This window comes from Paenibacillus sp. J22P143, from assembly GCF_059692035.1.
The window spans coordinates 12,501-38,803 of record NZ_JCAUAQ010000034.1 but is presented as its reverse complement, the minus strand read 5'-3'; the positions used below and the strand labels follow the sequence as shown (position 1 = coordinate 38,803).

23 protein-coding genes are annotated in these 26,303 nt (G+C 46.7%); all 23 read right to left on the bottom strand.

The window, feature by feature from the left end; translation table 11 throughout:
• Positions 1 to 5: 5 nt before the first annotated feature.
• The gene (locus AC58PQ_RS26900) at positions 6 to 1,538 is read right to left on the bottom strand and encodes an anthranilate synthase component I family protein (RefSeq protein WP_497247016.1); all 1,533 of its coding nucleotides are present in this window, start codon (positions 1,536 to 1,538) and stop codon (positions 6 to 8) included.
• A 124-nt stretch (positions 1,539 to 1,662) separates the two neighbouring features.
• Complete coding sequence (gene cysK / locus AC58PQ_RS26895; RefSeq protein ID WP_477593070.1) at positions 1,663 to 2,604, bottom strand: cysteine synthase A; 942 nt, start codon at positions 2,602 to 2,604, stop codon at positions 1,663 to 1,665.
• Between the two features lie 113 nt (positions 2,605 to 2,717).
• Positions 2,718 to 3,668, bottom strand: a complete 951-nt coding sequence (locus AC58PQ_RS26890) for a peptidyl-prolyl cis-trans isomerase (RefSeq protein ID WP_497247014.1) — start codon at positions 3,666 to 3,668, stop codon at positions 2,718 to 2,720.
• A 75-nt stretch (positions 3,669 to 3,743) separates the two neighbouring features.
• Positions 3,744 to 4,610 carry an Hsp33 family molecular chaperone HslO gene (hslO, locus tag AC58PQ_RS26885; protein ID WP_497247012.1) on the bottom strand — a complete coding sequence of 289 codons (867 nt, stop codon included), beginning with the start codon at positions 4,608 to 4,610 and terminating at the stop codon, positions 3,744 to 3,746.
• A 24-nt stretch (positions 4,611 to 4,634) separates the two neighbouring features.
• Positions 4,635 to 5,399, bottom strand: a complete 765-nt coding sequence (locus AC58PQ_RS26880) for a type III pantothenate kinase (RefSeq protein WP_497247010.1) — start codon at positions 5,397 to 5,399, stop codon at positions 4,635 to 4,637.
• Positions 5,396 to 6,265, bottom strand: a complete 870-nt coding sequence (gene nadC, locus AC58PQ_RS26875; RefSeq protein ID WP_497247008.1) for a carboxylating nicotinate-nucleotide diphosphorylase — start codon at positions 6,263 to 6,265, stop codon at positions 5,396 to 5,398. The genes AC58PQ_RS26880 and nadC overlap by 4 nt, the downstream gene beginning before the upstream one ends.
• A 1-nt stretch (position 6,266) precedes the next feature.
• On the bottom strand, positions 6,267 to 7,877 hold the full coding sequence (nadB, locus tag AC58PQ_RS26870; RefSeq protein ID WP_497247006.1) for an L-aspartate oxidase: 1,611 nt from the start codon (positions 7,875 to 7,877) through the stop codon (positions 6,267 to 6,269).
• 133 nt (positions 7,878 to 8,010) lie between these two features.
• Positions 8,011 to 8,949: a quinolinate synthase NadA gene (gene nadA, locus AC58PQ_RS26865; protein ID WP_477593076.1), complete on the bottom strand. Its 939-nt coding sequence runs from the start codon at positions 8,947 to 8,949 to the stop codon at positions 8,011 to 8,013.
• A 201-nt stretch (positions 8,950 to 9,150) separates the two neighbouring features.
• Positions 9,151 to 11,112 (bottom strand): ATP-dependent zinc metalloprotease FtsH, encoded by a 1,962-nt coding sequence (gene ftsH, locus AC58PQ_RS26860; RefSeq protein WP_497247004.1) that lies wholly within the window; start codon positions 11,110 to 11,112, stop codon positions 9,151 to 9,153.
• Positions 11,113 to 11,209: 97 nt separating this feature from the next.
• Positions 11,210 to 11,749: a hypoxanthine phosphoribosyltransferase gene (hpt, locus tag AC58PQ_RS26855; RefSeq protein WP_497247002.1), complete on the bottom strand. Its 540-nt coding sequence runs from the start codon at positions 11,747 to 11,749 to the stop codon at positions 11,210 to 11,212.
• A 63-nt stretch (positions 11,750 to 11,812) separates the two neighbouring features.
• Entirely contained in the window at positions 11,813 to 13,237 is a 1,425-nt protein-coding gene (gene tilS, locus AC58PQ_RS26850; protein ID WP_497247000.1) for a tRNA lysidine(34) synthetase TilS, read from the bottom strand.
• 33 nt (positions 13,238 to 13,270) lie between these two features.
• Positions 13,271 to 14,176: a protein kinase domain-containing protein gene (locus AC58PQ_RS26845; RefSeq protein ID WP_497246998.1), complete on the bottom strand. Its 906-nt coding sequence runs from the start codon at positions 14,174 to 14,176 to the stop codon at positions 13,271 to 13,273.
• Positions 14,160 to 14,882 (bottom strand): vWA domain-containing protein, encoded by a 723-nt coding sequence (locus AC58PQ_RS26840; RefSeq protein ID WP_497247035.1) that lies wholly within the window; start codon positions 14,880 to 14,882, stop codon positions 14,160 to 14,162. The genes AC58PQ_RS26845 and AC58PQ_RS26840 overlap by 17 nt, the downstream gene beginning before the upstream one ends.
• A 197-nt stretch (positions 14,883 to 15,079) precedes the next feature.
• Complete coding sequence (locus tag AC58PQ_RS26835; protein WP_497246996.1) at positions 15,080 to 18,343, bottom strand: collagen binding domain-containing protein; 3,264 nt, start codon at positions 18,341 to 18,343, stop codon at positions 15,080 to 15,082.
• 113 nt (positions 18,344 to 18,456) lie between these two features.
• Complete coding sequence (locus AC58PQ_RS26830) at positions 18,457 to 19,182, bottom strand: class D sortase (RefSeq protein ID WP_497246994.1); 726 nt, start codon at positions 19,180 to 19,182, stop codon at positions 18,457 to 18,459.
• Positions 19,183 to 19,251: 69 nt separating this feature from the next.
• Positions 19,252 to 21,744 carry a stage II sporulation protein E gene (gene spoIIE, locus AC58PQ_RS26825; RefSeq protein WP_497246992.1) on the bottom strand — a complete coding sequence of 831 codons (2,493 nt, stop codon included), beginning with the start codon at positions 21,742 to 21,744 and terminating at the stop codon, positions 19,252 to 19,254.
• A 330-nt stretch (positions 21,745 to 22,074) separates the two neighbouring features.
• Positions 22,075 to 22,674, bottom strand: coding sequence for a S1 domain-containing RNA-binding protein (locus AC58PQ_RS26820; RefSeq protein ID WP_497246990.1), 600 nt, complete (start codon positions 22,672 to 22,674; stop codon positions 22,075 to 22,077).
• A gap of 108 nt (positions 22,675 to 22,782) precedes the next feature.
• Positions 22,783 to 23,106 carry an FtsB family cell division protein gene (locus tag AC58PQ_RS26815; RefSeq protein WP_497246988.1) on the bottom strand — a complete coding sequence of 108 codons (324 nt, stop codon included), beginning with the start codon at positions 23,104 to 23,106 and terminating at the stop codon, positions 22,783 to 22,785.
• A gap of 15 nt (positions 23,107 to 23,121) precedes the next feature.
• Entirely contained in the window at positions 23,122 to 23,697 is a 576-nt protein-coding gene (yabQ, locus tag AC58PQ_RS26810) for a spore cortex biosynthesis protein YabQ (protein WP_497246986.1), read from the bottom strand.
• Entirely contained in the window at positions 23,694 to 23,981 is a 288-nt protein-coding gene (gene yabP, locus AC58PQ_RS26805) for a sporulation protein YabP (protein WP_028557380.1), read from the bottom strand. Before yabP ends, yabQ begins: the two co-directional genes overlap by 4 nt.
• A gap of 139 nt (positions 23,982 to 24,120) precedes the next feature.
• Positions 24,121 to 24,384, bottom strand: a complete 264-nt coding sequence (locus tag AC58PQ_RS26800; RefSeq protein ID WP_057313307.1) for an RNA-binding S4 domain-containing protein — start codon at positions 24,382 to 24,384, stop codon at positions 24,121 to 24,123.
• Positions 24,384 to 24,656 carry an HU family DNA-binding protein gene (locus tag AC58PQ_RS26795; RefSeq protein ID WP_028557378.1) on the bottom strand — a complete coding sequence of 91 codons (273 nt, stop codon included), beginning with the start codon at positions 24,654 to 24,656 and terminating at the stop codon, positions 24,384 to 24,386. The genes AC58PQ_RS26800 and AC58PQ_RS26795 overlap by 1 nt, the downstream gene beginning before the upstream one ends.
• Positions 24,657 to 24,776: 120 nt before the next feature.
• A complete protein-coding gene (gene yabN / locus AC58PQ_RS26790; RefSeq protein ID WP_497246984.1) occupies positions 24,777 to 26,303 on the bottom strand; it encodes a bifunctional methyltransferase/pyrophosphohydrolase YabN in 1,527 nt (508 codons plus the stop codon).

The following is a 26,303-nucleotide window of genomic DNA, read 5'->3' as shown; positions in this document are numbered from 1 at the left end:
CGGGCTTAAGCTCGGCTCATGCTCCGCTCGCTATACTCGATTGCTTTCCACATCGCTTTGGCTTTGTTCAAGGATTCGATGTATTCACGCTCTGGGATGGAATCAATAACGATCCCCGCTCCCGCTTGAATATGGCCCATCCCATCAACCGCTACTAACGTGCGTATAATAATATTAAATTCCATATTGCCATTATAGTCAATCCATCCCATCGAACCTGTGTAGGGCCCGCGACGAACCGGCTCTAGTTCTTCAATGATTTCCATGCAGCGAATCTTCGGTGCGCCCGTGATCGTTCCTCCAGGAAAGGTCGCCGCAATGACATCATAAGCGTCCTTCCCTTCCGCCAATTCGCCTACGACTTCGGAGACGATGTGCATCACATGGGAATAGTACTCGATGACCATGAAGTCCTTCACATGGACGGAGCCATATCGCGAGATGCGGCCCAGGTCGTTGCGCTCGAGATCGACCAGCATGACATGCTCGGCGCGCTCTTTGTCATTGTTGATGAGCTCGCCGGCTAGGCGCAGATCATCCTGCTCGTCCTTGCCGCGCGGGCGCGTGCCAGCGATAGGACGCGTCCGCAGGATGCCGTCCTCAAGCTGCACGAGCAGCTCCGGCGAGCCGGAGACAAGGGCGAAGCCTGCGAAGCGCAGCAAGCCCATATAGGGCGAGGGATTGACGATGCGCAGCGCCTCGTAGATCTCCTCCGGCGTCGTGCGCAGCTGCCGGCTCTGCCTTACGGACAAGTTGACTTGGAACACGTCACCTTGGGAGATGTAGGCTTGGATGCGCTCCACCGCAGCCATGTAGGCGGTCTTGTCGAACGCAGGCTGGATGCCTGCGATGCTCTCGACGTCGATGTGCAGCTGCTCGCGCGCCATCGCTGGTTGGTCGGCACCGCTCAGCGGTGTGCCGGACCAGTTGCCGGCGCGGATCGCGTGCCAGCGGACGAGCATCGCTTCGGCGCGAGCGTGCGCCTGCGCGTAGAGCGCCGCGAGGTCTGCACCTTGCTCGAATGGCATGTGCACCGCGATGAAGAGACTCTTCTCGGTGTGATCCAAGGTCCACACCTGATCATACATAGCGAAGCTGTAGTCAGGGATCGGCAGATCATCCTGCGATTGCTCCGGCAGCTTCTCGATGGTGCGAATCACATCGTAGCTCCAGTAGCCTACGCAGCCTCCGACAAATTTGGGTGCACCTTGGACTTTCGGACTACGGTAGGCAGACATCCATTGCTTGACGATGTCGAGCGGCTTGCCTTGAACGCGAGATATCGCCCAGTTCGTGTTCGTGATTTCTGCTTCCAAGCCTGTACCGCGAACCGTCGAAAAGGGATGCAGCCCAAAGTGCGTATACCGACCGCCTTTTCCGCTTTCGAGCACGAAAGAGTCTGGCGAAGCTTCTTTCCACGCGTCTTGCCATGAGGCGATCCGATCATCTGCCAGTCCTAATTTGATTACATACGGCAGCATCGTGGAGGTGGAAGTGGAGGACCAGTCCTGCCATTGTTCTATTGTTGTTAAAATCATTACTTGCGCTCCTTAGTGAAAAATCCGTTCTTTCGTTGTCCATTAGTATACTCCAACCCTATACAGAAAAAAAGCCCCAGCTGTAATAGCTGAAGGCTTGATCTCTTTTGCATGCGATTCGATCTTATTGCTCTTCGAATTGGTACAAAGGCGTTGAAAGGTAACGCTCACCGTTACTTGGAACGACAGCAACAACACGTTTGCCAGCGCCTAACTCTTTAGCAACCTTCAATGCTGCGAAAATCGCTGCACCGGAGGAAATTCCGCCAAGAATACCTTCTTCTTTGGCAACACGACGTGAAGTTTCGAACGCATCTTCGTTCTCAACCGTAATAATTTCATCGTACACATTCGTATTCAAAATATCTGGAACAAAGCCTGCGCCAATACCTTGAATTTTATGAGGACCTGGCTTACCACCAGAAAGAACTGGGGATGCCGAAGGTTCAATTGCGTAAATTTTGATGTTCGGGAAGTTTTCTTTCAAAACGCCACCCGCACCTGTGATTGTTCCACCTGTACCGATACCAGAGATGAAAGCATCCAGTTTACCATCATGAGCGTTGATCGCTTCCACGATTTCCGGTCCTGTTGTTTCACGGTGAACTTTCACGTTCGCTTGGTTCTTAAATTGTTGTGGAATGAAGTAAGAAGGATTCTCCGCTTGAAGCTCTTCCGCACGTTTAATTGCACCCTTCATGCCTTCTGCTCCTGGAGTTAGAACCAGTTGTGCACCGTAAGCGCGAAGCAGGTTACGTCTTTCCAAGGACATGGTTTCAGGCATAACAAGGATTGCTTTGTATCCTTTTGCTGCTGCGACTAGAGCAATCCCGATTCCTGTGTTACCACTGGTCGGTTCTACAATCGTGTCGCCTGGTTTCAATTTACCTTCTTGCTCAGCTACTTCGATCATGGAGATGGCAATACGGTCTTTAACACTAGCACCTGGATTTTGGTACTCTAATTTCACATAAACCTCTGCACTGCCTTCTGGAACAACACGGTTCAAACGAACTAGCGGTGTATCTCCAATCAAATCCGTAATGCTCTGTACTAATCTTGCCATAATATTTCCCCTCCAGATTGAGTATTGAATGATTTCCGAGTTAAATGGTTGGTATTAATGAATCTAATCTTATCAATGCGTTTACAGGTTGTCAACCAAATTTTCACATTCTCTTATCGGAGCGTCGAATCTACTACACTTACCTTCCATTTACTTCGTAACTGCGCGACAAAATCTTTCAATGGAGGCGCTTGTTGCAGCGCAAGCTCTCTGCGCACATTCTCCCGTATGAACACCAGATCCGGGTTCTTTTTGTCCCGTCGATCCTTAAGTAAGACGACCGCAAACCCCTGTGAAACAGGTATGGGCTTACTCACTTCGCCAACCTTCAACAATTTCGCTGACTCCAAGACAGGCGCCTCTACAAAAGGATCGTCGCCTTCAATCCAACCCAAAACACCACCGGAGTTATTGGTTGCATCATCAATTGATCGATCTCTGGCAAGGATCGCAAAGCTCACCCCTTTGGCCAGCTCCGCAATGACCTTCGTCGCTTGCTCCTTCGTGGATACAATGATCTGCTGAATGTTGTATTCCGTTTCTTGCTTAAACTCATCTGCATGTATCGTTATGTATGTCTCGACCTGAGTATCCGTGATGTGAATGGAGGCCGTTGCTAGCTTCTCAAGTAACAACTTATTCGATACATCCTCTTTGATTTCCTGCTCCGACATCCCCAGCTGACTTTGCATAGAGTCATAAAATTGTTGTTCACTTTCGTACCCTTGCTGCATCCTTTTCAACTCACGGTTGATTTCCGCACTCTCTACCTTTGTTCCCGACTCATTTCCTTCTAGGCGAATCACTTCACGGTCTAGCATTTGACCTAGCTGCTCTGGTCCATAATGGTGCGCGAGCGCTGTTTCGAGCTCTTCCATGGTAATTTCCCGATTTCCAATTTTGGCGACAACTCGTGTATTCTTATTCTCACCCTGCTGTTCGGGCTCTGGTGATTGTCTTGGTTCTGATTGGTTGATGGCATGACTGATCAGCAAGGATGCGAGCACGAGTATACATATCGACATCGCGATGATGACTCCCCACAATCGCTTTACATTGCGCATCCTATTTCCCTCTTTTACTTCCATATTGCTGCTTGCACCTGTGTTCACTAGCTAAATCAAGCAGATCACCCACGCTTACAGATCAATCATCCGTTGCAAATCTTCCCCTTCATACCGGTAAGCTTCATTGCAGAAATGACAGACGACTTCCGCAACTCCTTCTTCCTCCAGTATTTCTTGAAGTTCTTGCTTGCCTAAGGAAATCAAAATAGATTCCACTTTCGCCCGACTGCATTTGCAACGGAACATGACGTCCATCTCGTCGAGCTTACGGAAGGATGGGAGTACGGTTTGTAAAATTTCTTCTAGATCCAATCCGCCACCTAACATGTTCGTGAAGGTTGGGATTCGTCCTAACATCGCTTCGATCTCATCGATCTCACTATTTGTCAAACCCGGGAGCAGTTGAATCACGAAGCCGCCTGAAGCAAGGATTGTATGATCTGTATTCACCAATACGCCAAGTGCGACAGCAGAAGGTGTTTGTTCAGATTTTGCAAAGTAATAGGTGAAATCCTCTGCCAATTCACCTGAGATTAGAGGAACGCTTCCTTTATAAGGCTCCTTCATCCCTAGATCTTTCGTTATGTATAAAAAACCGTCTGTCCCGACCGCAGCAGCAACATCTAATTTGCCGTTCTCTTTGAGTGGCGGATCCACCAAGGGATTATCTACATATCCACGCACTTCACCCTTTGCATTCGCATCAACAACGATTTGACCGATAGGGCCATCCCCTTTGACTTGCACAATGAGATGTTCCTCTCCCTTGAGCATGGCAGCTATAAGAAGAGCCGCGGCAGCAGTTCGACCCAAAGCGGCTGTCGCCGTCGGCGTCGTTTGATGTCTTTGACTAAGCTCTTCTGTTAGGAGAGTCGTCTGAACAGCGAAAGCACGTACACGCCCCTCTAGCGCTGTTCCTCGAATTAAATAATCACTCATGTCCAAATTCCTTCCTTAAACAGCTTAGGCATTTTTCTCATAAATCATTTGTAAGCCTTGTAAAGTAAGCAATGGGTTGACGACTTGAATCGTCCGTGACTCACTGGAAATGAGCTCTGCTAATCCCCCCGTTGCAATGACCGTTGGATTCACATTAAACTCTTGAATAACTCGCTCTACGATCCCGTCCACCTGGCCAACATAGCCATAAATAATTCCGGCTTGCATTGCAGCGACGGTATTTCGGCCGACGACACTTTTCGGCTTAACGAGCTCGATACGAGGCAGCTTCGCCGCCTTTTGATACAATGCTTCCGTTGAGATCCCAATGCCAGGCGCAATGGCGCATCCCACAAGTTGCCCAGATGAATCAATGTAATCGTACGTTGTAGCTGTACCGAAATCGACAATGATACATGGAGCTCCATATAGCTCCAGTGCCGCCACCGCATTCACGATGCGATCCGCGCCAACTTCCTTCGGATTGTCCACACGGACATTCAGTCCCGTTTTGATCCCAGGTCCTACGATAAATGGCACCCTTTTCAAGTAGTGTAAGCATAGGTTTTCCATGGCATTCATCAACGGGGGCACGACAGATGAAATAATGACACCTTCTACTTGTGCAAAGGTAATGCCCGAGTGCTGGAACAAACTGTGCAGTTGCATGCCATACTCATCAACGGTAGCGGAACGATTCGTGCTCACACGCCAATGATACAAGAGCGTACGTTCTTGGTAGAGGCCTAGCACAATGTTCGTATTCCCGACATCGATAACGAGAATCATAGTGCAGTCTCCTTCCGCTCATTCAGATCCAATGAAATATCGAGCGCTGCTACCGAGTACGTCAGTCGTCCAACGGAAATCACGTCCACACCCGTCTCCGCCATGGCCTTAATCGTTTGCGGGGTGACCGAACCTGACCCTTCTACTACAATATGCGGCGCTTTGTTTTTAATTATCGAAACTGCTTCTTTCATTTTGACCGGTACCATATTGTCCAGCATGATAATATCAGCTCCTGCTTGGAGCGCCTCATGAAGCTGCTCGAAGTTTTCAACTTCCACCTCGATCTTCATCGTGTGAGGAATATTCTGACGAGCCGCTTGAACCGCTTGGGTGATACCACCTGAGCCTTTAATATGGTTATCTTTAATCATCACCGCATCATAAAGACCAAAACGATGATTATAGCCGCCCCCAACGCGCACGGCATACTTCTCGAGCAATCTGTGCCCAGGCGTTGTTTTACGGGTATCCACTAATCTTGTAGGTAAACCATCTAACGCGGTTACAAATTCATGCGTCTTCGTGGCGATCCCCGACAATCGTTGCATCAAATTCAGACTTAATCGCTCGCCCAATAGGATACTCCGTGTATTACCTTCCACTTCAGCTAGTATGGTCCCTTTATGAACAGACGATCCTTCGACCACTTTTGTTTCAAAACGAAGAGAAGCATCGACTACCGCAAAAACCTCCTGCGCGATACGAAGCCCACAAACGATTCCGTCTTCTTTGACGTGGATAATCCCTTTGGATACTTGTTCCAAAGGGATTGTTGTCAGAGTCGTGACATCGCCTGTGCCGATATCTTCTTCAAGCCAAAGGCGAATTTGCTTCCGAACTAATTCCATATTTATTTCTAACATGCTAAATCCACTCCTCAATCCTATCTTCCCCGCGCTGGAAAACAATATGCTTCTTCCATACCAAGTCATCCCGATCCGGGAAATCTTCTCGATAGTGGCCTCCACGGCTTTCCTCACGAGTTAAAGCTGCAGTCGTTGTTAAAAGGGCTACGTTGAGTAAGTTAGCAAACTCATATTCTTCACGTTTCGTCATCAACGAATCAAAAATCGACAGTTGTCTCGCCAGCTCTTCATGCCCCTTTTGCAATCCTTTGGCAGCGCGCTTGAGACCTGCATAACGGAGCATGATTTTCTGAAGCTTGAGCCTCTTCTCAACAACCGCTTGATTCGGGATCTCTGTACGCAGAGCTTCCGATGCCGCACGGATCTGAATGTCTCCTTGGAGTGCAGGCAGCTCTTGAATCCGTTCAATGATTCTGCGACCGAATACAACCGCTTCTGATAAAGAATTACTCGCTAAGCGGTTGGCGCCATGTACGCCTGTAGAAGACACTTCTCCGCAGGCAAATAAACGACGCACCTGTGTTTCTCCGTGCAAGTCCGTCTTCACGCCACCCATCATATAGTGCGCTGCTGGGGCAACCGGAATCCAATCGGTGCTCATATCGAGCCCATAATTCAAACAGTATTCATATATCGTTGGGAAACGATGTTTAATTAATTCTTCCGATTCGTGTGTAATGTCGATATAGACGAAGGTTGATTTGCAATTTTCCATCTCATCCACGATCGCGCGTGCAACCACATCTCGCGGCGCTAACTCAAGCTGGGGATGATAACGCTCCATGAAGCGTTCTCCTTTGATGTTACGCAAATAGGCGCCTTCGCCCCGCACCGCTTCGGAAATCAGAAACCGCGGTGCGCCCGGATAGCATAGCGCTGTTGGATGGAACTGAATGAATTCCACATCTTGAATTTGTGCCCCTGCACGGTGTGCTATGGCAATCCCGTCACCTGTGGCGATATCTGGGTTTGTTGTGTAGCGGAACAGCTGTCCCGCGCCACCGGAGCAAAGGATCGTGGCGTTGCCGCGCACAAACACGCGCTGTCCACCTGGCTTCTGAACGAGTGCGCCGTAGCATTCACCATCTTGGGTAATTAGGTCAATCACGAAGTGATCGTCCCAAATTTCGATATTCGGATCTTGCTTCGTACGCTCCGAAAGAGCTCTGACAATTTCCGCACCTGTCGCATCGCCATTCGAGTGCAAGATACGACGTTGACTGTGCGCTCCTTCCTTGGTTAAAGCAAACTCCCCGTTCTCTAAATCGAACTGAGTTCCCATACGGATCAAATCCTGCACGCCATCAGGCCCTTCATGCACTAGGACATCAACAGCGTCTGATGAGCAGAGACCCGCTCCTGCGATTATCGTATCCTGACGGTGGTACTCAGGTGAATCTTCGTCTGAAATGACGGCGGCAATCCCACCTTGCGCGTAGCGTGTGTTGCTATCAAGGAGGGATTTCTTCGTAATCATAAGGACTTTTTTATTCTCGCTAGCACGCAGAGCCGTGAAAAGTCCAGCAATGCCTGCACCAATAACAATTACATCTGTATGTATATGAGGAATAGAATCTAAATCAACATCTACGAGATATCTAGGAATCATGACGTTTCACCTGTTCTTCACCATTAATACCTCGTAAAGCAACGATAGCTCGTCCATGATGAACTCATCCTTGGATCCGATACTATCCTTGCTTCACGAGGGCACCTATTCACGGACAAGAGAGTAGCGCATGCTACTTAACTTGTAACATGCGCTCTAAGGACAATCTTGCTTTATCGGCTACGTCTTCTGGTACATAAATCTCTGGTTGCATCGTCTCAAGACATTTCACGATTTTCTTCAAATTATTCACTTTCATGTTCGGGCACACCAAGTACTTGGTTGCAAAATGAAATTTCTTATTAGGACTATCCAGACGAAGCTGATAACCAGTTCCGTCTTCAGTTCCAACGATAAACTCTTGGCAGTCGGACTCTTTGCAATATTTAATAATCGCAGTCGTGCTACCTACAAAGTCCCCTAACTTCACTACTTCTGGGCGACATTCTGGGTGAACAACGAACTGTGCGTTCGGATATTGTGCTCTCATTTCTTCCACATCTTTAACGGTCAGCATATCATGCGTGTTGCAGTAGCCTTCCCAGATGATCACTTTTTTGCTTGTGAATTTTGATACATAGTCACCCAAATTTTTATCCGGTACCCAGATAATTTCATCTGAATCGACGGAATTGATGACATTGATCGCATTCGCAGAGGTACAACAAATATCTGTTTCCGATTTCACATCGGCCGACGTATTGATGTAAGCAACAACCTTGGCTTTGGGATGCTGACGTTTAAGGGCACGCAGACCTTCAACATTCACCATATCTGCCATCGGGCAGCCAGCACGTTCGTCTGGAATAATCACCGTCTTATTTGGCGCAAGAATCTTCGCACTTTCCCCCATGAAATGAACACCACAGAATACGATGACATCGGCATCGGTTTGCGCGGCCTTCTGAGCAAGTAAGAAGGAGTCCCCTCGAAAATCCGCTACCTCTTGAACTTCGTCACGCTGATAATAATGAGCAAGAATAATAGCATTCCGTTCTTTCTTCAATTGCAACAGCCGTTCTTTGAGCTCGCGGTTTTGTTCCGCTTTGCGTTCTAATGCTAAGGCTTCCATGGTGCTTCCTCCCCTATCTGGGACGTAAGAATGGTCTCATCGTCTATCTAAAAGTAGTATGATCAAAAAGCAATAAAATTAGAGATTTACAACTAATTTACACATTCTCACATCGCCTGTCAATGCGCAAATACATTGAAAAAACTCGGAATTCCGCGCACACTTGACGTGTACAACGGATTTCCGAGTTCATATCGCAACTTACTCTTCTGTTTGATCCGGTTTGATCTCTTTAACTTCTTTTTCTTTGTCAAATTCTAGCTTATTGCTCTCGCTAGCTTGGCTTTGACCCTGAATATTGACTTTCACATCATCTTCGTCGGAACTAGCGGTAAGCTTGCCCTTTTCCAAAAGTTCGATGATTTCATCTTTATCCAACGTCTCTTTCTCAAGCAATGTTTTGGCAACGAGATGAATTTGATCCGCATGCTCCGTAAGAATCGCGCGAGCACGCTCATAGCAGGTACGAATAAAGCTTTGCATCTCTTGATCGATCTCGTATGCAATCGCATCACTATAATTTTGCTCGTGCCCGATGTCACGGCCCAAGAATACTTGACCTTGTGAGCTACCGAACTGCATCGGTCCAAGCTTATCGCTCATTCCGTATTCCATAATCATGCGACGAACGATTCCTGTTGCTTTCTGGAAGTCGCTGTATGCGCCTGTGCCAATTTCCCCGATGAACAATTCTTCGGAAACACGACCGCCAAGGAGTCCAGTTACTTTGTCCAGAAGCTCGTTCTTCGTTTGCATCATACGATCTTCGCCTTCTTTAGGCAGCATCATCACATAACCACCAGCGCGTCCGCGAGGAACAATCGTAACCTTATGAACCATGTCCGCATTCTCTGCATGATAACCGATAATCGCGTGTCCCGCTTCGTGGTACGCTACAATACGTTTCTCAGTTTCAGAGATGATACGGCTTTTCTTTTGTGTACCCACGATAATACGATCAAATGCTTCTTCTACTTCAGCCATCGAAATATCTTTACGATTACGACGCGCTGCAATCAAAGCAGCTTCATTCAATAGATTCTCAAGGTCAGCACCCGTAAAACCAGTTGTATAACGTGAAAGTGAATCTAGCTTCACATCTTTAGCAAGAGGTTTGTTACGTGCATGAACTTTCAATACTGCTTCACGGCCTTTGATATCCGGACGATCAACCGTGATTTGACGATCGAAACGACCTGGACGCAATAAAGCAGGATCAAGGATATCTGGGCGGTTGGTCGCCGCTACGATGATTATACCTTCGTTCGCACCAAATCCGTCCATTTCAACAAGCAATTGGTTGAGCGTTTGCTCACGCTCGTCATGTCCGCCGCCTAAACCAGCGCCACGTTGACGACCAACCGCATCGATTTCATCGATAAATATAATACAAGGCGAGTTCTTCTTCGCGTTCTCGAACAAGTCACGAACACGGGATGCGCCGACACCGACGAACATCTCAACGAAGTCAGAACCGGAGATACTAAAGAACGGAACCCCTGCTTCACCAGCAACTGCACGAGCTAGCAGCGTTTTACCTGTTCCCGGAGGACCATTCAAAAGAACACCCTTAGGAATTCTAGCACCAACTGCCGCGAACTTGCGAGGATCCTTCAAGAACTCAACAACCTCGATCAATTCTTGCTTCTCTTCATCTGCACCTGCCACATCTTCGAATGTGACACGCTTCTTCTCCTCGTTATACAGACGCGCACGGCTCTTGCCGAAGTTCATCACTTTGCCGCCGCCGCCTTGCGCTTGATTCAATAAGAAGAAGAACAAAATGAAGATAATGACGAATGGAATAATGGACGTAAGAAAGCTAATCCAAACGCTGTCGCGTTCCATCGGCCCGTACTCTTCCGTTGGTACGCCGTTCGCTTCAATCATTTGTACGACTAACGGTTCATAAGGAGCGTGTGTTTCGAAGCTCTTCTTATCCGCGCCGTTAGGCGGGCTAATATACTTACCCTTAATTGAGTAGCTATACCCGTCGAACTTAATTGAAACAGACTCTACATTTTTGTTGACTACTGCTTGTCGGAATTTATCGTAAGTGATTAACTCCTTCTGTTCATTTTGCGTACTGATGAAATGAACAATCCCCACGGTTACCAAAAATATAAGCAAATAAAAGCCGGTATTCCGGATAATTCGATTCATAACGAGCCTCCTCTCAAACGGCACACAATTATTATTTTACCACATTCCGGTAAAGCGCTACAACACTGCTGCATTCGTGCGCTTCTGGAACGTGACACTAGCTCGAATAGATTTCTGGTTTTAATATGCCGATAAATGGAAGGTTACGATACTTCTCTGCATAATCCAGACCATATCCAACAACGAATTCATCCGGAAGCACATAACCTGCATAATCAGGCTCAAGCTCCACTGTTCTTCGTGCTGGTTTATTAAACAGCGCAACAACCGAAATTGTCTTCGCATTGCGACGTTCTAGCACATCTATCAGATAACTGAGCGTTAAACCGCTATCGATGATGTCTTCTACGATAAGGATATGACGTCCTTCCACTGGTACATCAAGATCTTTGATAATCTTCACTACACCAGATGATTTCGTAGATTGACCGTAGCTGGATACCGCCATAAAATCAATTTCTAAAGGTACTCGAATTTGTTTCACAAGGTCCGCCATGAAAATAAAAGCGCCCTTCAGTACACAAATAACTAATGGATTCTTGCCTTCGTAATCAGCGGAAAGCAATTCCCCTAATTCCTTGATCTTGCCTTGAATTTGTTCTTCACTGTAAAGTACTTCTTGAATGTCGCTGTACAAGGATGAACCCCCTAGATTTTATATTATGAATCCTAATAAATTTACATTCTAGAAGAACGAAATTTACGTATGTTCCTGCAGCACTAGCTTCATATGAAGCACACGTTCTGTGTCAGGTCCGACCATTGCGTGTTTGGACCTACGAAATCCAGCAATCCAGAGAATCTTCCCGGAAGCGTCAACCAGTACTGGGATGACCTCGCGTCTAGTTGGCGGCATTTTGGCATCAATGAACATATCCTTTACTTTTTTGGACCCGTTTAAACCAAGAGGTTCCAATCGGTCACCCGATCTGCGGTTTCTAATATAGAGCGGCAATTCTACCTGATCTAAATCCAAAAAAGCGTCCGTTGTAGCTGAAAATAGATCGGCTTCCTCATACGAGCTTAAAGGCGTCCATGAGTAGATCAATTTGGCGTTCATTTCCGGCAGGTTCAGTTCATCCGCCTCAAGACCAATCTCGTACAAGTACGGCTGGGGATCTGGAGCGAAGTTCTGAAATCGAATAGATCCATATTCTCTCACAATATAAACCTGTTCATCCACCTGAAGGACTTGATTCGACATCTGATCTTTAACAATTAACTCACGTACACGCTCAATTCGTGTAAATACCAGCCGTTCCCTTTCCAAACAAAGACAGTTTAATATTAATTTAATCAAACGCCTTTGTAAAGCAACGTGAAGCTCGGCGAGATCACACCGATCCAAGCGGTAGAAGTTAGACTGAAATGTCACAATTCGGCGAAAAACCTTCTCAGTTTCTGCATCCAAATAATCATTCTCAGCTTGCATCACATCCGTCAATCGATTGAGTGACTCTGGAAGTTGTTCATTATACTGTTTCAGCATTGGCATAAGATCTAGCCGAATCTGATTGCGGAAATACTTCCGCAGCTCATTGCTACTGTCCTTACAATAGGTAATTTCATGCTGAGCGCAATAATTCACAATATCTGATTTGTATATACGTAAAAAAGGACGAATCAGTTCCACTTTTTTTTCACGCCTGCGTTCCGGCATCCCAACTAGCCCCGAGGGGCCTGTCCCTCGCAGGATTCGCATCAGCATCGTTTCCGCTTGATCATCGGCATGATGGGCCAACGCGATCCGATGTGCGCCGTATTTAGCAGCCACCTGATGGAGAAATTCATATCTTTTCTCACGTGCTGCCACTTGCCCGTTTAAGGAAGCTTCCTCTATATAGGCAGGAACATCGATGACACCTATTTCGCATGGAAGCCCCAGCCCCGCCGAAAGCTCCGCCACAAAATCTGCTTCTGCATCCGATTCCAATCCTCTAAATTGATGATTCAGATGGGCAACAACAATCGACCACGAATAGGTATCTGCAAGACGAAACAGGACATGCAATAGCGCCACTGAGTCAGGTCCCCCTGATACTGCGACGATCATCACATCCCCTGGATCTGCAAGTTTTTGTTCCACAATTCGTCTTTCCACTCTGGCAACCAGATCCGTTTCCATCTCACATTCCTTTCTGCCATTCTCTATCGAACCCTACCAATACATATAAATCGTTGCTCCAAAAATAACAATGGATGCAGCAAAGCATATTTTGAGCCACGGCATTGTTAACGTCGACTGTGCGACCTTCTTACCTGCCATCAGCTTCCTCCAATAAACAATCGCTTCCTCCGAAGTGCTAAACTCGCCGCGTAAGGCTTTATTCAAAAAGGGAGCTAACTGAGCAGCAACTGGATTTTCGCGCATAATCGCCGCTAATTGATCTATCTCTCGATTCTGAGGTAGTGTTTTGATGAAGCCTGCAAAGCGCTTGCGATGATCTAGTGTTTTTAATAGTAGAATGGCAAATGAAAATAGATCATAGCTTTCCTCCGCAATCCGCTCCCCCATGCTCCAAAACCCGCGATCGTAGACTTCCGTTAGTTGTTTAATCGCTCGCCCCTTTGATGTTACGCCTCCGAAATCAATGAGGTCCACATTGCCATAGTTAGACACAATCATGTTTTCGCCCTTCAAATCCCCAAATACGTAACCACTTCTATGGATTTCTGTAAGCTTCCGTAAAAGGTTCGTGCCAATCACATACATCCAATCCTGACCACGTTTATGTATAAATTCGGAAAGGGTCACGCCTTCAATGTATCGCATGACATAAAAGGATATTCCCTTTCCTTGAACGATCATATCATCGGCATCAATCAAAAAATTCTTAAATGAATTCTCTTTCAGGGATATCGCCAACAAGGAATTGATCTCTGATTGATGATCTACCGTTTCATATCCTGCTTTCAGCGCAAATTTCGCGTTTCCTCGTCGCACAAGAGCTACAATACCATTTGAACCTGCGCCTAATAAGCGCTCGACCACGTACACATGGCCATTCCACTTCCCCTTAATTTCTGACCCTGGGCGAAAGGCCTCATCATACCACGTAGTCACTTAGCATCCCTTCTTCAGTCGTCTTTGGTGAGAAAGGCTTTTCTGTCACGAACTGCAATGTTTGCAGCAGCGCTGGACCAGTTGGCGTCGTACCCTTCATGTTTATTTTATAGAACATCTTGTCGACATTTGCAAGCTGATTCGTCCATCCGTGATCCATTTCTAGCTCTTGATCACTTTTTTTGGTTGATGGAAAATGAAAAACAGCGAGCTCACTCACGCCACTGCGAGCTCTTAGACTAAGCAAAAGGTCATGAATCGCTTCGCGTACCGCGGCAAGCTTCGGCTTCATACTCGCACTTGCATCTATTAAAAGGGCAACACGCAGAGACGTGGTTTCACTCATAGTATCAATCACTTGAACGACTTCAGCACGTTTCTCAGGAGGCAATTGCTCAATTTGAGAAAACCCTAATATGCTTTGCAGTTCCTTGCCTACGGCGTGCTGGATGGTCGCGTTAACGGTTTTGCGGGTCATCATTTGCACCGTTTGCGATAGCTGCTCGGAATTAACAATTCGACTCATCCCGCCGCCTGCTGCAGCAATCTCTCGAATCTCTTCAGAGCCTAGCACCCCTAGTTCCCCATGATCAATTACACCGATGACATTCACTGCAACACCTTCTGCTTGCGCTTGAGCTGCCGCAATTACGGGACTTACGCCAACATTGGAACAACCGTCTGTAATTAATAATATTTGTTTCATCATGAACTTCTGCCTCCCTGGCCGATAAGATTAGCTCTCCAGTAGTTTCATATCCTAGTTTTTCCATTTGCGAGAGTGTCTAATCATAGATTAGCGAAAGTATGTTTAAAGCATTCATGCTGAGATAAGCACGAAGAAGCAGGGGGGATCCCCCTGCTTCTTGCACTTCACTTTTATTGGATGACGACGAACATGACTTAGCGCTTTCTACGGATCTTCCTTCCTAGCATAATTCCAAATAGCACGAATGTAAGACCAGCCAGCCTCACATACAAATGACTGGATTCCCCAGTTACCGGCAGTGTTGCAGGCTCTGGGCTTGGCGTTACCACTACAACTGGATCCGAGGGTTTAGGCGACGGAACCGTTACCACGGGCGGTGATGGCTTCGGACTCGGGCTCGGCGTAATCGACGGACTTGGGGTTACACTAGGTGTTGGCGTTGGCGTCGTTGGTGTTGGCGTTGGCGTTGGCGTTGGTGACCTGCTGTTAATTAACGTCACCTTTTTATTCTCTGCCGATTGCAGCGTGAATGGTTGGTCACCTCCATCTAGGGTATACCCACTAGGAGCTGCGATTTCCTTAATCACATAGTCACCAGCAAGCAGTCCTTGGAAAAGGGCTGTGCCTGTTTCATTCGTCGTTTGCGTCTGAATTAAATATTTCGTTTCACCGGACTTTCGGTACAGCTCATAGGTAGCACCACTAAGAGGTAATTCTCTGTTCGTGGCATCAACCTTTTTCACTTCTAAAGACCCGCGGACACCAGTACCCGTGCCTGAACCAGTGGATACGCCGACCACAATTTCTTTAACGGTTTCTTTCGTGATGGTTGTCACGTTCTTACCGCTAAAACTTACGACATTGGTTACAGCTTCTTGATCGCGAGCTGCAATGGCAGACTGATATTCCAACACATAAGCTGTGGAGATAGGATTCGTGAATCTTAATCGGAACGTCTGATTTCCTTCTGCATCCGTTTGTATATTAACCGTATAACCGATACCCTTCACTAATTCGACGTCCTTCGTCAAATAGCCATTGGCGGCAACTGACATGCCAAACAAATGGAAGGAGTCCGGCAGTACTACTTGATTCCTGGATGGACTATCGTATATTTCCGCATCAGTTAACTTAGATTGGCCCTGATTGACAGTGATCTGCCAGTTGATCTTATCTCCGCTTTGCGAGCCGTTCTTACTCACATATTCCCCACCATGTGGGATATTTACAGTGGCTATAAGATCTCTGTATACCTGAGTTTGCCCATCGAACACTTTAGCCTTATTTGCAACTGTGCTAGGGATCAGTTGGCCCTCCAAACTTGTTTTAAACACAATTGTATAAGCTGCCGAAATCGGGTCGTGGAACGTTACAACAAGCTTGTTCTGATCCTCAATGCTTATCCCGTAGAGGGAAGTATCTACAATTGTGCCCAGCGAAGGGTCACCATCTGCAGAAACGACCATGTTATACACGACGAGTGAGCCCTCAACCAGCTTCTGATTGTCTTGTAGGACATCCTCAACTCTCGCTGAAGCAAGCTCTTTCTCTCTGTAGTTAATCCCTACTGTCCAAGTCAGCTCTTTGTTTGCCAGATCATAATCGCCATATTTAAAGCCATTGTAATAATATTCATCTCGTGGGTAGAAACCCGCTCCAACTGTCTTCGAATACTCCACTTCATTCGTCGAAATCCAATTCATCTGAGCCGTATTATGGAAACTCGCAGCACTTCCAGTGGGTTCAAACCAATCCAAGTTAAAATTAGTTTGATAGGTGATGATGACTGGCACTGTCAGCTCGTTAGTGAAGCTTATTGTGAAGCCTTCATACTTACTTACACTATTGTTCAAAGTGTAATCAGCGGGACTATGCAGCGACTCATTTCCCTTGGTTATGACCAACGTATCTTCTAAAAAATACATGCCCTTATTAGGGAACGTATCCTTCACAACAACATGATTCATAACCTGACTGTTGCCGTTTAACTCAATTTTCCAACCTACCTTCTTCTCACTATAGTCAAACGCACCTAAGTTTTTAATAATACCTACTTGAGAAATATTCTGTGAAGCTGAGTTATGCTCCTCAGTCCATGTAGTCACTTCATTCGTGATGGTAGTATCATCGATAGTCGGACGAGTGGCTTGGGTTTCATAATCAATTCGGTACGCGCTAGAGATAGCCATTTCAAATTTCAGCTTAAAGACATTGCCCTCCACCCCTATTGGCGTAATCGTGTATTGAGCTGCTGGCAGCATGGCACCGCGAATCTCATTACCCGACGCATCAAAAGTGACCTGATACACATGAAGTGATCCATCCACAAGTTGATGCGGTACGGTTACGGTGTCTATGATATAAGCGTTTTCTTCACTAATGGAAACCTCTCCACCATTGTAAAGAACGCTCCAAGATATTTTCTGCTGATTCGCTTGATAATCCGTATTTTCCTTCCTGAGCATACTTCCACGATGCACCGCAACTGTTGACGTCGCTTCAACAGCCGGTGTAGAGCTTCCCCCAAACTTAGCTGTATTCGTGAATGACGACTTGCTCAGGTCAGTAATATCCGTTAAATACTTGATCCGGTAAGCTGACGTGATCGGGTGGTTTGTGAAATAAACTGTTAAACTGCCTCCTGCTGTGCTCATCGTATACTGACTGCTATCCAGTTCTGCCTCTTGTGTAACAGAGCCATCCAGTTGCACATTCAATGAATAGACTTTGACATCTGTTGGCGCAGATAATCCCTCAACGATCCGATCCGTTACGACGGCATCCTGAACAGTGTCCAGGGATTTGTTGACATCCACCGTCCAATCAATCGACTTCGCATTGTATCCTCGGGGAACACCCGATTTGCTAATTGTTGATTCCACGGTAGGCCTGAACTTTACGGTAATAATCTGATCACCGCTACGAACAGGGATTACAATCGTTTGCTCATTACTTCCCGTAATTTGACTTTTATTGAATTTCGTAAGAAAGCTGATTGTACCCTTCAGATCATCATGACTCTCTATAAATTGGTTAAACGTAATCACCACATGATGGCTGTCCTTATCGGCATAGAAAGTTCCCACTGTGGAGCTATCACCCGTGACGAGGGCGCCGCTCACATCATTAAACAATAGGAACTCCTGCGGCAAGGTAAAAGTAAACGTATCCCCGTTATGGTAGCCATGACTATTGGGCAAAGACCAGGTGTAGTCCAGCTTCGCTTGGGCATTCTGATCATACACATTCCCCGTGACGACTTGACCGTTACTATCGTATACCGCCAACGTGACACTATCCAGGATGTTGCCTGATATTTCAGTTGCATTTACCTTGCTAGACAAGGTAATTCCATACATGCACTGCATAAACATAAGTAAAGCAATCAGTAAGGCCTTCGTCTGTTTCTGTCTTATCTCTCCAGACCTCCATTCAGATGTGTTATTTTTCATTTTCATGAAAACAGGATCCTCCCTATTTAGATACAAAATGTATCATTTTTGACATCAGTTAATTCAATATTTTATTTTAAATAATTAATTATATGCCCTTTGTATCTGAAATCATTTAACTATTCTACTAGTTTCCCCTTCACAATTAATCGGTGTGTCGGATTAACCATAGGATCACATGTAATCAACGTAATCTCCCGATCACTGGAGTTACCCTCTAACATCCACACATCAGTTGGGAGAACATATAGCTTTTCTTCCACCTTGTACACAAACTTCTTGTTCCCTGTATCTACCCCAATCAAATCACCAAGCGCGACCTCATCTAACCGGTTGAAGTTCTTGCCATAGGTCAAATTCCGATGCCCAGCTATTGCATAATTTCCTACCGCACCTGCCTTCCCTGTATTTACTATACTAGCGACAGAAATCTTCATATTGTCCAATGTCGCATTTGTCAGGATCGGCAGCTTTAAATCAATAACATCAATACTAAGAACCCCCTCTATGTTCTTCGGCTTTATGGGTGCAGGTTTTGGTGTCGTCACGACATTCACATGCGAGCTACTTGTACTTGTAGGCATAGCCATCACTAGTGTGCCCGACGAAGTCGCAACAGCAGGTTCAGTCGCAGTTTCACCCACTTGTGTAGCCTTCAACGCACTGTCAAAATTGATCTCCACACTCTCCTCCGGGATTACCTGGTCCAACGCTTGCATATTGTCTTGCCACTGCTTCAAGATCTTTTGTTGTTGATAGCTTTCATATCGATCATTAAAAGTAGGATACAGAAATATAAACACGCCCAGGAGTATGAGCAATAAGGCAAAAATTCTCCTAATCATTCAACTACCCGCCTCTCTTGACTCCAAAAGCCGCGCCAGCAAATGAGCCGACACGGCTTCCATAAATCGTTAGCTCACCGTCTTCGGACGCTCCATTCGCGTAATGCCCGGCCAACGGAACGTCGCCCATTCAGGCTGCCGCTTCTCCACGCGCGCTACAACAACGGTCATATCATCCTGAATCTCCCCATGATGATGGCGGAAAATACGCTCCAATAAGCAGTCCGCGAAATCCTGTGGTAAGGTGGTATCGATCTCCTGGATCATCCGCTTCATCCACATCTCCTTGTTCACAGCATGGCCTGGGGCATCATAGATCCCATCCGTCATCATAACAAGGATATCTCCGGATTGTAGCGGTATCGAAACCAGATCGACATCAATCTCGCTCAAAATGCCTACTGGTAAATTGTTCGCAGAAATCGCGATAACCTCCGTGCCGCGCTTGATAAAACTTGGCGTAGAGCCAATCTTCATGAAAGTTGTATTCGCACTATACATATCAATCAAGGCCATATCCACCGTCGCGTACATCTCATCCGATGAGCGCAGCATCAGCACCGAGTTCAGCGACTTGATCGCTAGCTTCTCATCCATGCCGGACTGCAGCAGTTGCTGCAGGATGCTAAGAGCCGTCTCGCTCTCGGCACGCGCTCGCTCGCCATTGCCCATGCCGTCGCTCAGCGCAACGGCATACTTGCCATTACCCAGCTCCTTCGTGGAGTAGCTGTCACCTGAGAAGAGGTCGCCCCCCTTGGCAGCGCCGGCGACCCCGGTTTCTACCTCGTATTCCTTGGCGGAGCCGAATACGACCGTGCTGTAGCCCTCGCCGCGCGTGTGCATCTCCTCACGCATTACGGCGACGTTCTCGCCGATGATTTCGCTTAGGAGCGGCGCGATGATTTTACGACATTCATCAAATCCTTTCGTATATTGATGGATGATTTCGATTTCGATATTTCCTTCATCCAAGGAAATCACGTCGATCGTATGAATGGATAAGCCCAGCTCCTCCAGGGCATTTCGGATTTGCTCTTCTTGAAGGAACAGTTCCTGTCCTTCCCGTTTAATCTCCTTCGCCAGGTCTTCCATGACCTGCGAAACACCTGACAATTGGTCGGCAACGAGATGCCGGCTATCCATGATTTGCTTTTTCCAATGCCTATCATTCTTATATAAGCTATATTGCTGTTTCATCACATCTAGCACTTGTTCTGTACGGATGCACACTTTCTTCCACTCAGGTGGAATCTGCTTCTTCGTCATGCTCTCCTTCGTCTCAATTTGGGACATCATATCGGTCATATACGTATAGGTTTGATAGAATTTCTGATCCCAGCACTGGTTCTTCTTGTAACAGGACTCGCAGGCTTTCTGGGTGACAGCATTCATGAAATGTCCGACATCCTCCTCCTTACGGCTCACCTCATCTTCGGTTGTCAACTGTTTAAAACTGCGCGCCAGCTGGCGAAACACCTCTGAGAACTGCTCTACGCGGCCTGCTGTCACATCGCGCACACGCTTCGCATAGTCCTGCTGCGACTTCAGATTCTCTTGCGTACCTGGTACATATTTAGCCAGCATGAGAATGACACTGCGCGGGGTAAGGAGGAAGAGAGCAACGGCCGCAAGTGATTCCCATGCAGAGTTGATCACATCTACACTAGAACCCATATAGAAAGAGAGAATAGATGATCCTAGCAGCATCCCGAAGGCAACCGTTAAGCGGTTCCCCTCCTTTAGGAGACCTGCGAGCATACCAGAGAAAGCAAGTAGACTCATCTGATAAATCGCACTACTATTTGCAAGACTTAGAATGAGCCCTGTAACAACACCGACCGAAGCACCGAATGGCGCTCCCCCTACCAATGCAAACAGTAGAATTAAATAGCGAGACAGCACATGCTCTACAGTAACAGGACCCACGATCCAACCGACTGTGCCAGTCATGACCGAAGCCAGCAAAATGATTAAACAAATAATCTCCTCATGCTTTAAATGATAATTTTTGCGAGTGAGCGTAAATACTGGAATCGCTTGGATGAAAATGAGCGTCAGCACCAAGCTTAGCAACGCTTCAACGGTTAGCATCATCAGCGAGTACCACGTTAAATTTGAAACAACCAACTCTGCAAAGAGCTGCACGAGAAAGGTTGAGCTGAACACGAGCAGTGGCGCTAACGAAACGTCTGATCGTTCATATTTTTCCAGCGCCTTCTGGATCAATAAGAATACAACGATTTCTGTCACCAGATAACCGGTGTTCCCATTCACCGCGAGCAAGCTTCCGGCAAAAGCAGCAATACCCACCCAATGCAAGATATCTTTTCTTGTAAAATAGATAACTGCGATAAATGAGAGAGCAAATGGTGATAACTGTTCTAGAATCATCGCTCGACCTAGCAAGAAGCCCATAACGATAAGCAGTAACGACCATTTCTTAGCAACAAAAGCTTGAACCCATCGATTCTCCACAGCTGTACTGTGAACGCCTACTTTTGCTTTCTGCCAAATCCCCGACCATCCGCTACCCATCACCGCGCCTAAGCTTCGTCTTTGCATATTCTCGAACACCATCCATTTCTTCCCTTATTTGTTTCTCTAGTATAGAGACAATCTAGCAGAAAGTTTGTCAGAATGAGTTGCTAGATTCAAAGAAATTTCCGACATATCCCGAAGTCCTTGTCAACAGGCCTCAGCCCTTATCTACTATAGGTTTGTCATATTGAAATCGTTTCCAAAAGTCTGATTACCTCGAACTTTCGCCCTGCGTATGGGGAAGATACCCGTAACTCCATGTCGATTGTTTTGTATTCTTTTGCACGACTTGTCACTAGAAACATAGAAAAAACCACATTCGCATTAGCGAATGTGGTTCATCATCTACATCTATTAGTCTCTTCTTCCGCCTCGGCCACCGCGTTTGGACTCGGTGTTTTTCTTCAAGGACGAAATCCGTTCTTCACTATCTTTAAGGAAACGAGATACTTTATCTTCGAACGAGAATGGTCTAGCACCGCCTTGCTGCTTGTTAAAGCCGCCGCGACCACCACCGCCGCCACCACGATTGAAGCCACCGCCGCCGCCTGGACGACCGCCACCACCACCGGGACCACCGCTTGGAGGACCACTACGATCGCCGCCACCGCTTGGGCGACCACCTTGATAACCGCCACTTGGACGATCACCACTAGGGCGACCTTGATAGCTGCTGCCACCTGTACGTTCAGGACGAGCTGGTCTTTCCTCAACTGGCTTGTCAATCGTTTGCTTGATCGACAGTCCGATCTTGCCATCCTTGTCCACGTTAATTACTTTGACCGTTACCTTGTCTTCCAGCTTCAAGTGGTCATTAACGTCCTTCACATAATTGTCCGCGATCTCCGAAATGTGAACAAGACCGGTAACTCCTTCAGCAAGCTCGACGAATGCTCCAAAGTGAGTAATCCCCGTCACTCTTCCCTCTAACTTGGTGCCAACTTCAATTGCCATAAAGTAAAATGTTCCTCCCTTAAAATGTTGAAAACACTGGCTACGCCGATTATAACCGATGCAGAAACCACGGTCAACACGGCATTCGCCACTTCTTCGTAATGTTTTTTATTGCGACTTCGAGACACTTAGTGGCGTCTCTCCCGTTTTACTGTAATGAAAGTCTCGGCGAATGATTTGATCCAAATATTCGTCGTTATGAAGCCGTGCGATTTCCTTCGTCGTTTGGGCATTTACCTTCTGCGCTAGGGCGAGTTGTTGCTCCATATTCGCTACGACACTTTTCTTCTCGTGCAGCTTGGCGAACTGCCCCCAGATGTTAACAGCAGCCCAGCTCAGAAAACATAAGACAATGATCAAAAGAATACGAAGTCTTCGCTTCGAGCCTTCCCGACTGATGCGCTTGGTTGAAACGGTTGCTTGAGCATGCATGAATAGGAATTCCTCCTACTTCGAGAATAACCTGCGATAAAGCGCAATGATACGTCCCTTTAGTTTCTTCAACCAGTCAGGGATCACCAAGTACTTATGCACAGGCTTAGTCATCCAGAGGAATAATCTCCACACAGGATAAAGCAATTGTAGCACAATTCTATACAGGAATATAGCTACGGCTAGCAAAAAGCCTAAAATTATCACGATCAGACGATATAAGCCAATAATCGGTTTAATGATTAAAATTTCGACAGTCCTCATAAGGAAGCGGTAAATCGCTACAATAATTCGAATGAGAACGAGCGTAAGGCGAATGACAAGCGAACTGAGGAGAGCGAAATAAAAGCTAATCCCGATACCCATGCCGAGGAAAATAAAAATACGAACTTGTCCTTCATTACTGTAAATAAGCATCTTGAACACCAGGATTGTCGCCACAATCCAATAGATACTATCCACAATCGGAATGGTCCATCGTGGCAATCGCAGCTTGCCCGAGAGTACATGGAACACATCGAACAAAGCCCCTATGCAAATTCCACTCAAGAACATGATAAAAATCGTATGAAACTGAACATGTAACGTCACTTAAATAGCTTACCTAGGAACCCTTTGGATTTCTCCTGGGTATTCCCGTCCACATAGGCTAATTCATGAATAATACCTTCAATGGCGACTAAGCCTTGCTCCAAGCTCAAGTTCTTAATGTGCAAATTCTGCCCTTTAATCATCAAGTAGCCCATTTCCGTTTCTAGGAGGAATTCTTCGCTATCAAAGCTTTCTACGTTCAAAACTCCCGATATTTCCAAGAGCTTGCGATTCAACATTTTAATTTCTTGCCTTTTATTGTTGTTTTTCACGGGTTCGATCATGGCCTGTACCCCTCCTTCACCTAATCTTACGATATGGGAGGATGTCCTTTTTTAGAACCAAGCCTTGCATCTTATGCCCATAAAAAAAGTAGCCCGAAATCCCCTCTGCAGGAATCCCAGGCTACTTCATCATTATGCGTCATTCAGATTGGAAGGCTTCTTCCTTCAGCAACGTGTACATCTGTGCAGCGTCTTCCTTACGGGTAGACTCTGTCAGAAGCTCAACGCGAATCGTTACTTTCTTTTGACCGAACTGAATGGATAGCTCATCTCCAACTTTCACATGCGTACTCGCTTTAGCGTCTCTACCATTGATCCATACGCGTCCTTGATCGGACACATCCTTCGCAACCGTACGGCGTTTAATCAGACGAGATACTTTGAGAAATTTATCGATCCGCATTATTTTACAGCGTCTTTAAGCTTGTTGCCCGCTTTGAAAGCAGGAACATTGGATTCTGCGATTTCGATTGGGTTACCCGTTTGTGGGTTACGACCTGTACGGCCGGAACGTTTACGAGTTTCGAATGTACCGAAACCGATCAATTGTACTTTATCTCCGGATGAAAGAGCGTCAGTTACTTCACCAAGGAATCCGTTAAGGACAACTTCTACGTCTTTCTTAGTAAGTCCGCTTTTTTCGGCAATGTTGTTGATCAAGTCTGTTTTGTTCATGTGTTTTCTTTACCTCCCAAAATGTTTGAAGATCAGGTCTTCTATGTACCAACTGTGGTTACATTTCATGATTTCACCTTGCAACAAGTCTAGTATTCTGCTTTTTTCGGCAAAATCCTTCTATCGCTGATCAAGTTTAATAACTTTTTTTGCTTCCTGCCAGTAATGTTCCATCTCTGATAACCCAGTTTGTTCAAAAGATAAGCCCTTTAAACGTAGCTGTTCCTCGATGTATGAAAATCTTTGCATAAATTTACGGTTCGTTTGGGCTAGCGCCTCTTCTGGATCTACTTTGAGGAATCTAGCAACATTCACGATAGAAAAGAGAACATCCCCCAGCTCATCGCGACGCTCCTGAGCGCCGTCTGCTACTGGCTTCGCAATCGCTTCACGCAGTTCGGCAAGCTCTTCTTCCACTTTAGCAAGCACATCATCCAGCTCTGTCCAGTCAAAACCGACGGTTGCCGCCTTCTTCTGCAACTTCATCGCCTTCATCAAGCCCGGCAACTCACGCGGAATACCGTCCAACACGGATTGCTTCGTGACATCGATGCCTTTCTTCCGCTTCTCCTCCGCCTTCATCGCGTTCCAGTTCACAAGCGCTTCATCGGCATCTTCTGCCTTCTGCTCGCCAAACACATGGGGATGACGGCGTATCAGCTTTTCATTCAAAGTGGCAATCACATCGTATACAGTGAAAGTCCCGATCTCCTCTTCCATCTGAGCATGCAGCATGACTTGTAAAAGCAGATCGCCAAGCTCCTCGCACATGTGTTCCGGATCATCCTCATCGATCGTTTCCAGCACTTCGTAGGCTTCTTCGATCAGATTTTTGCGCAGACTCTCATGTGTCTGCTCGCGATCCCATGGGCAGCCTTCTGGACTGCGCAGGGTCTGCACAATCTCATGCAGTTTGCCAAATGTCCGATAGTACGGCTCCTGCTGTTCACTGCGAGGCACCCAAACAAGTGACAAATTGCCATAGCCTTTGACATGATCCAGCTCATGAAGCGGCACCTCAATGATCTGCTCCTGACCTGCCACCCCTAACGAATGACCAACTACAACTGGGTATTCATCTGGGTAAGCTTCCATCAAGCTGATTTTCAGATCAGATGCCGTGTAGGTATCGTAGACCTGCCCAATCACCGTATGTAGCTGTGGATTCAGCGCATACCGGCTGATGCTCGTCGCATCGAGTAGTTGAAAGCCATCAATCGGGTCAAAGCCAAAGCGCAGGAACGCTTGGTCTAAGAAGCTCTCGCCACCTATAATTTGGAGTTCGATACCCTCGGAAGGGCAGCGTTGTTTTAAAAGCTGTACGGTATACTCAGCCACCATAGGATGGCCTGGGACCGCGTACAGCACTTCAGCCGTATGGCTTTTTGCTGTAGTGATTAATTGTTCCGCGATGGACTCGTAGACGCCTTCAAACGACTCATTCGACATGTAGTTCGCATCAAACGTCTCGTAGGGCATGGAATTGGCATCTAGTAAATGCACCATGGGATGGTCTTTCGTCCGTAGGAATAGTTTGGCTTGTGACTTCGCAGCGAGTTGGAGTTTCTTCCAGACACCTAAGGTTAGTTGATCTTCGTCTCCAGTCCCGAGTCCAAGGACGGTAATTTGTGGTTTGTTTATTGACAT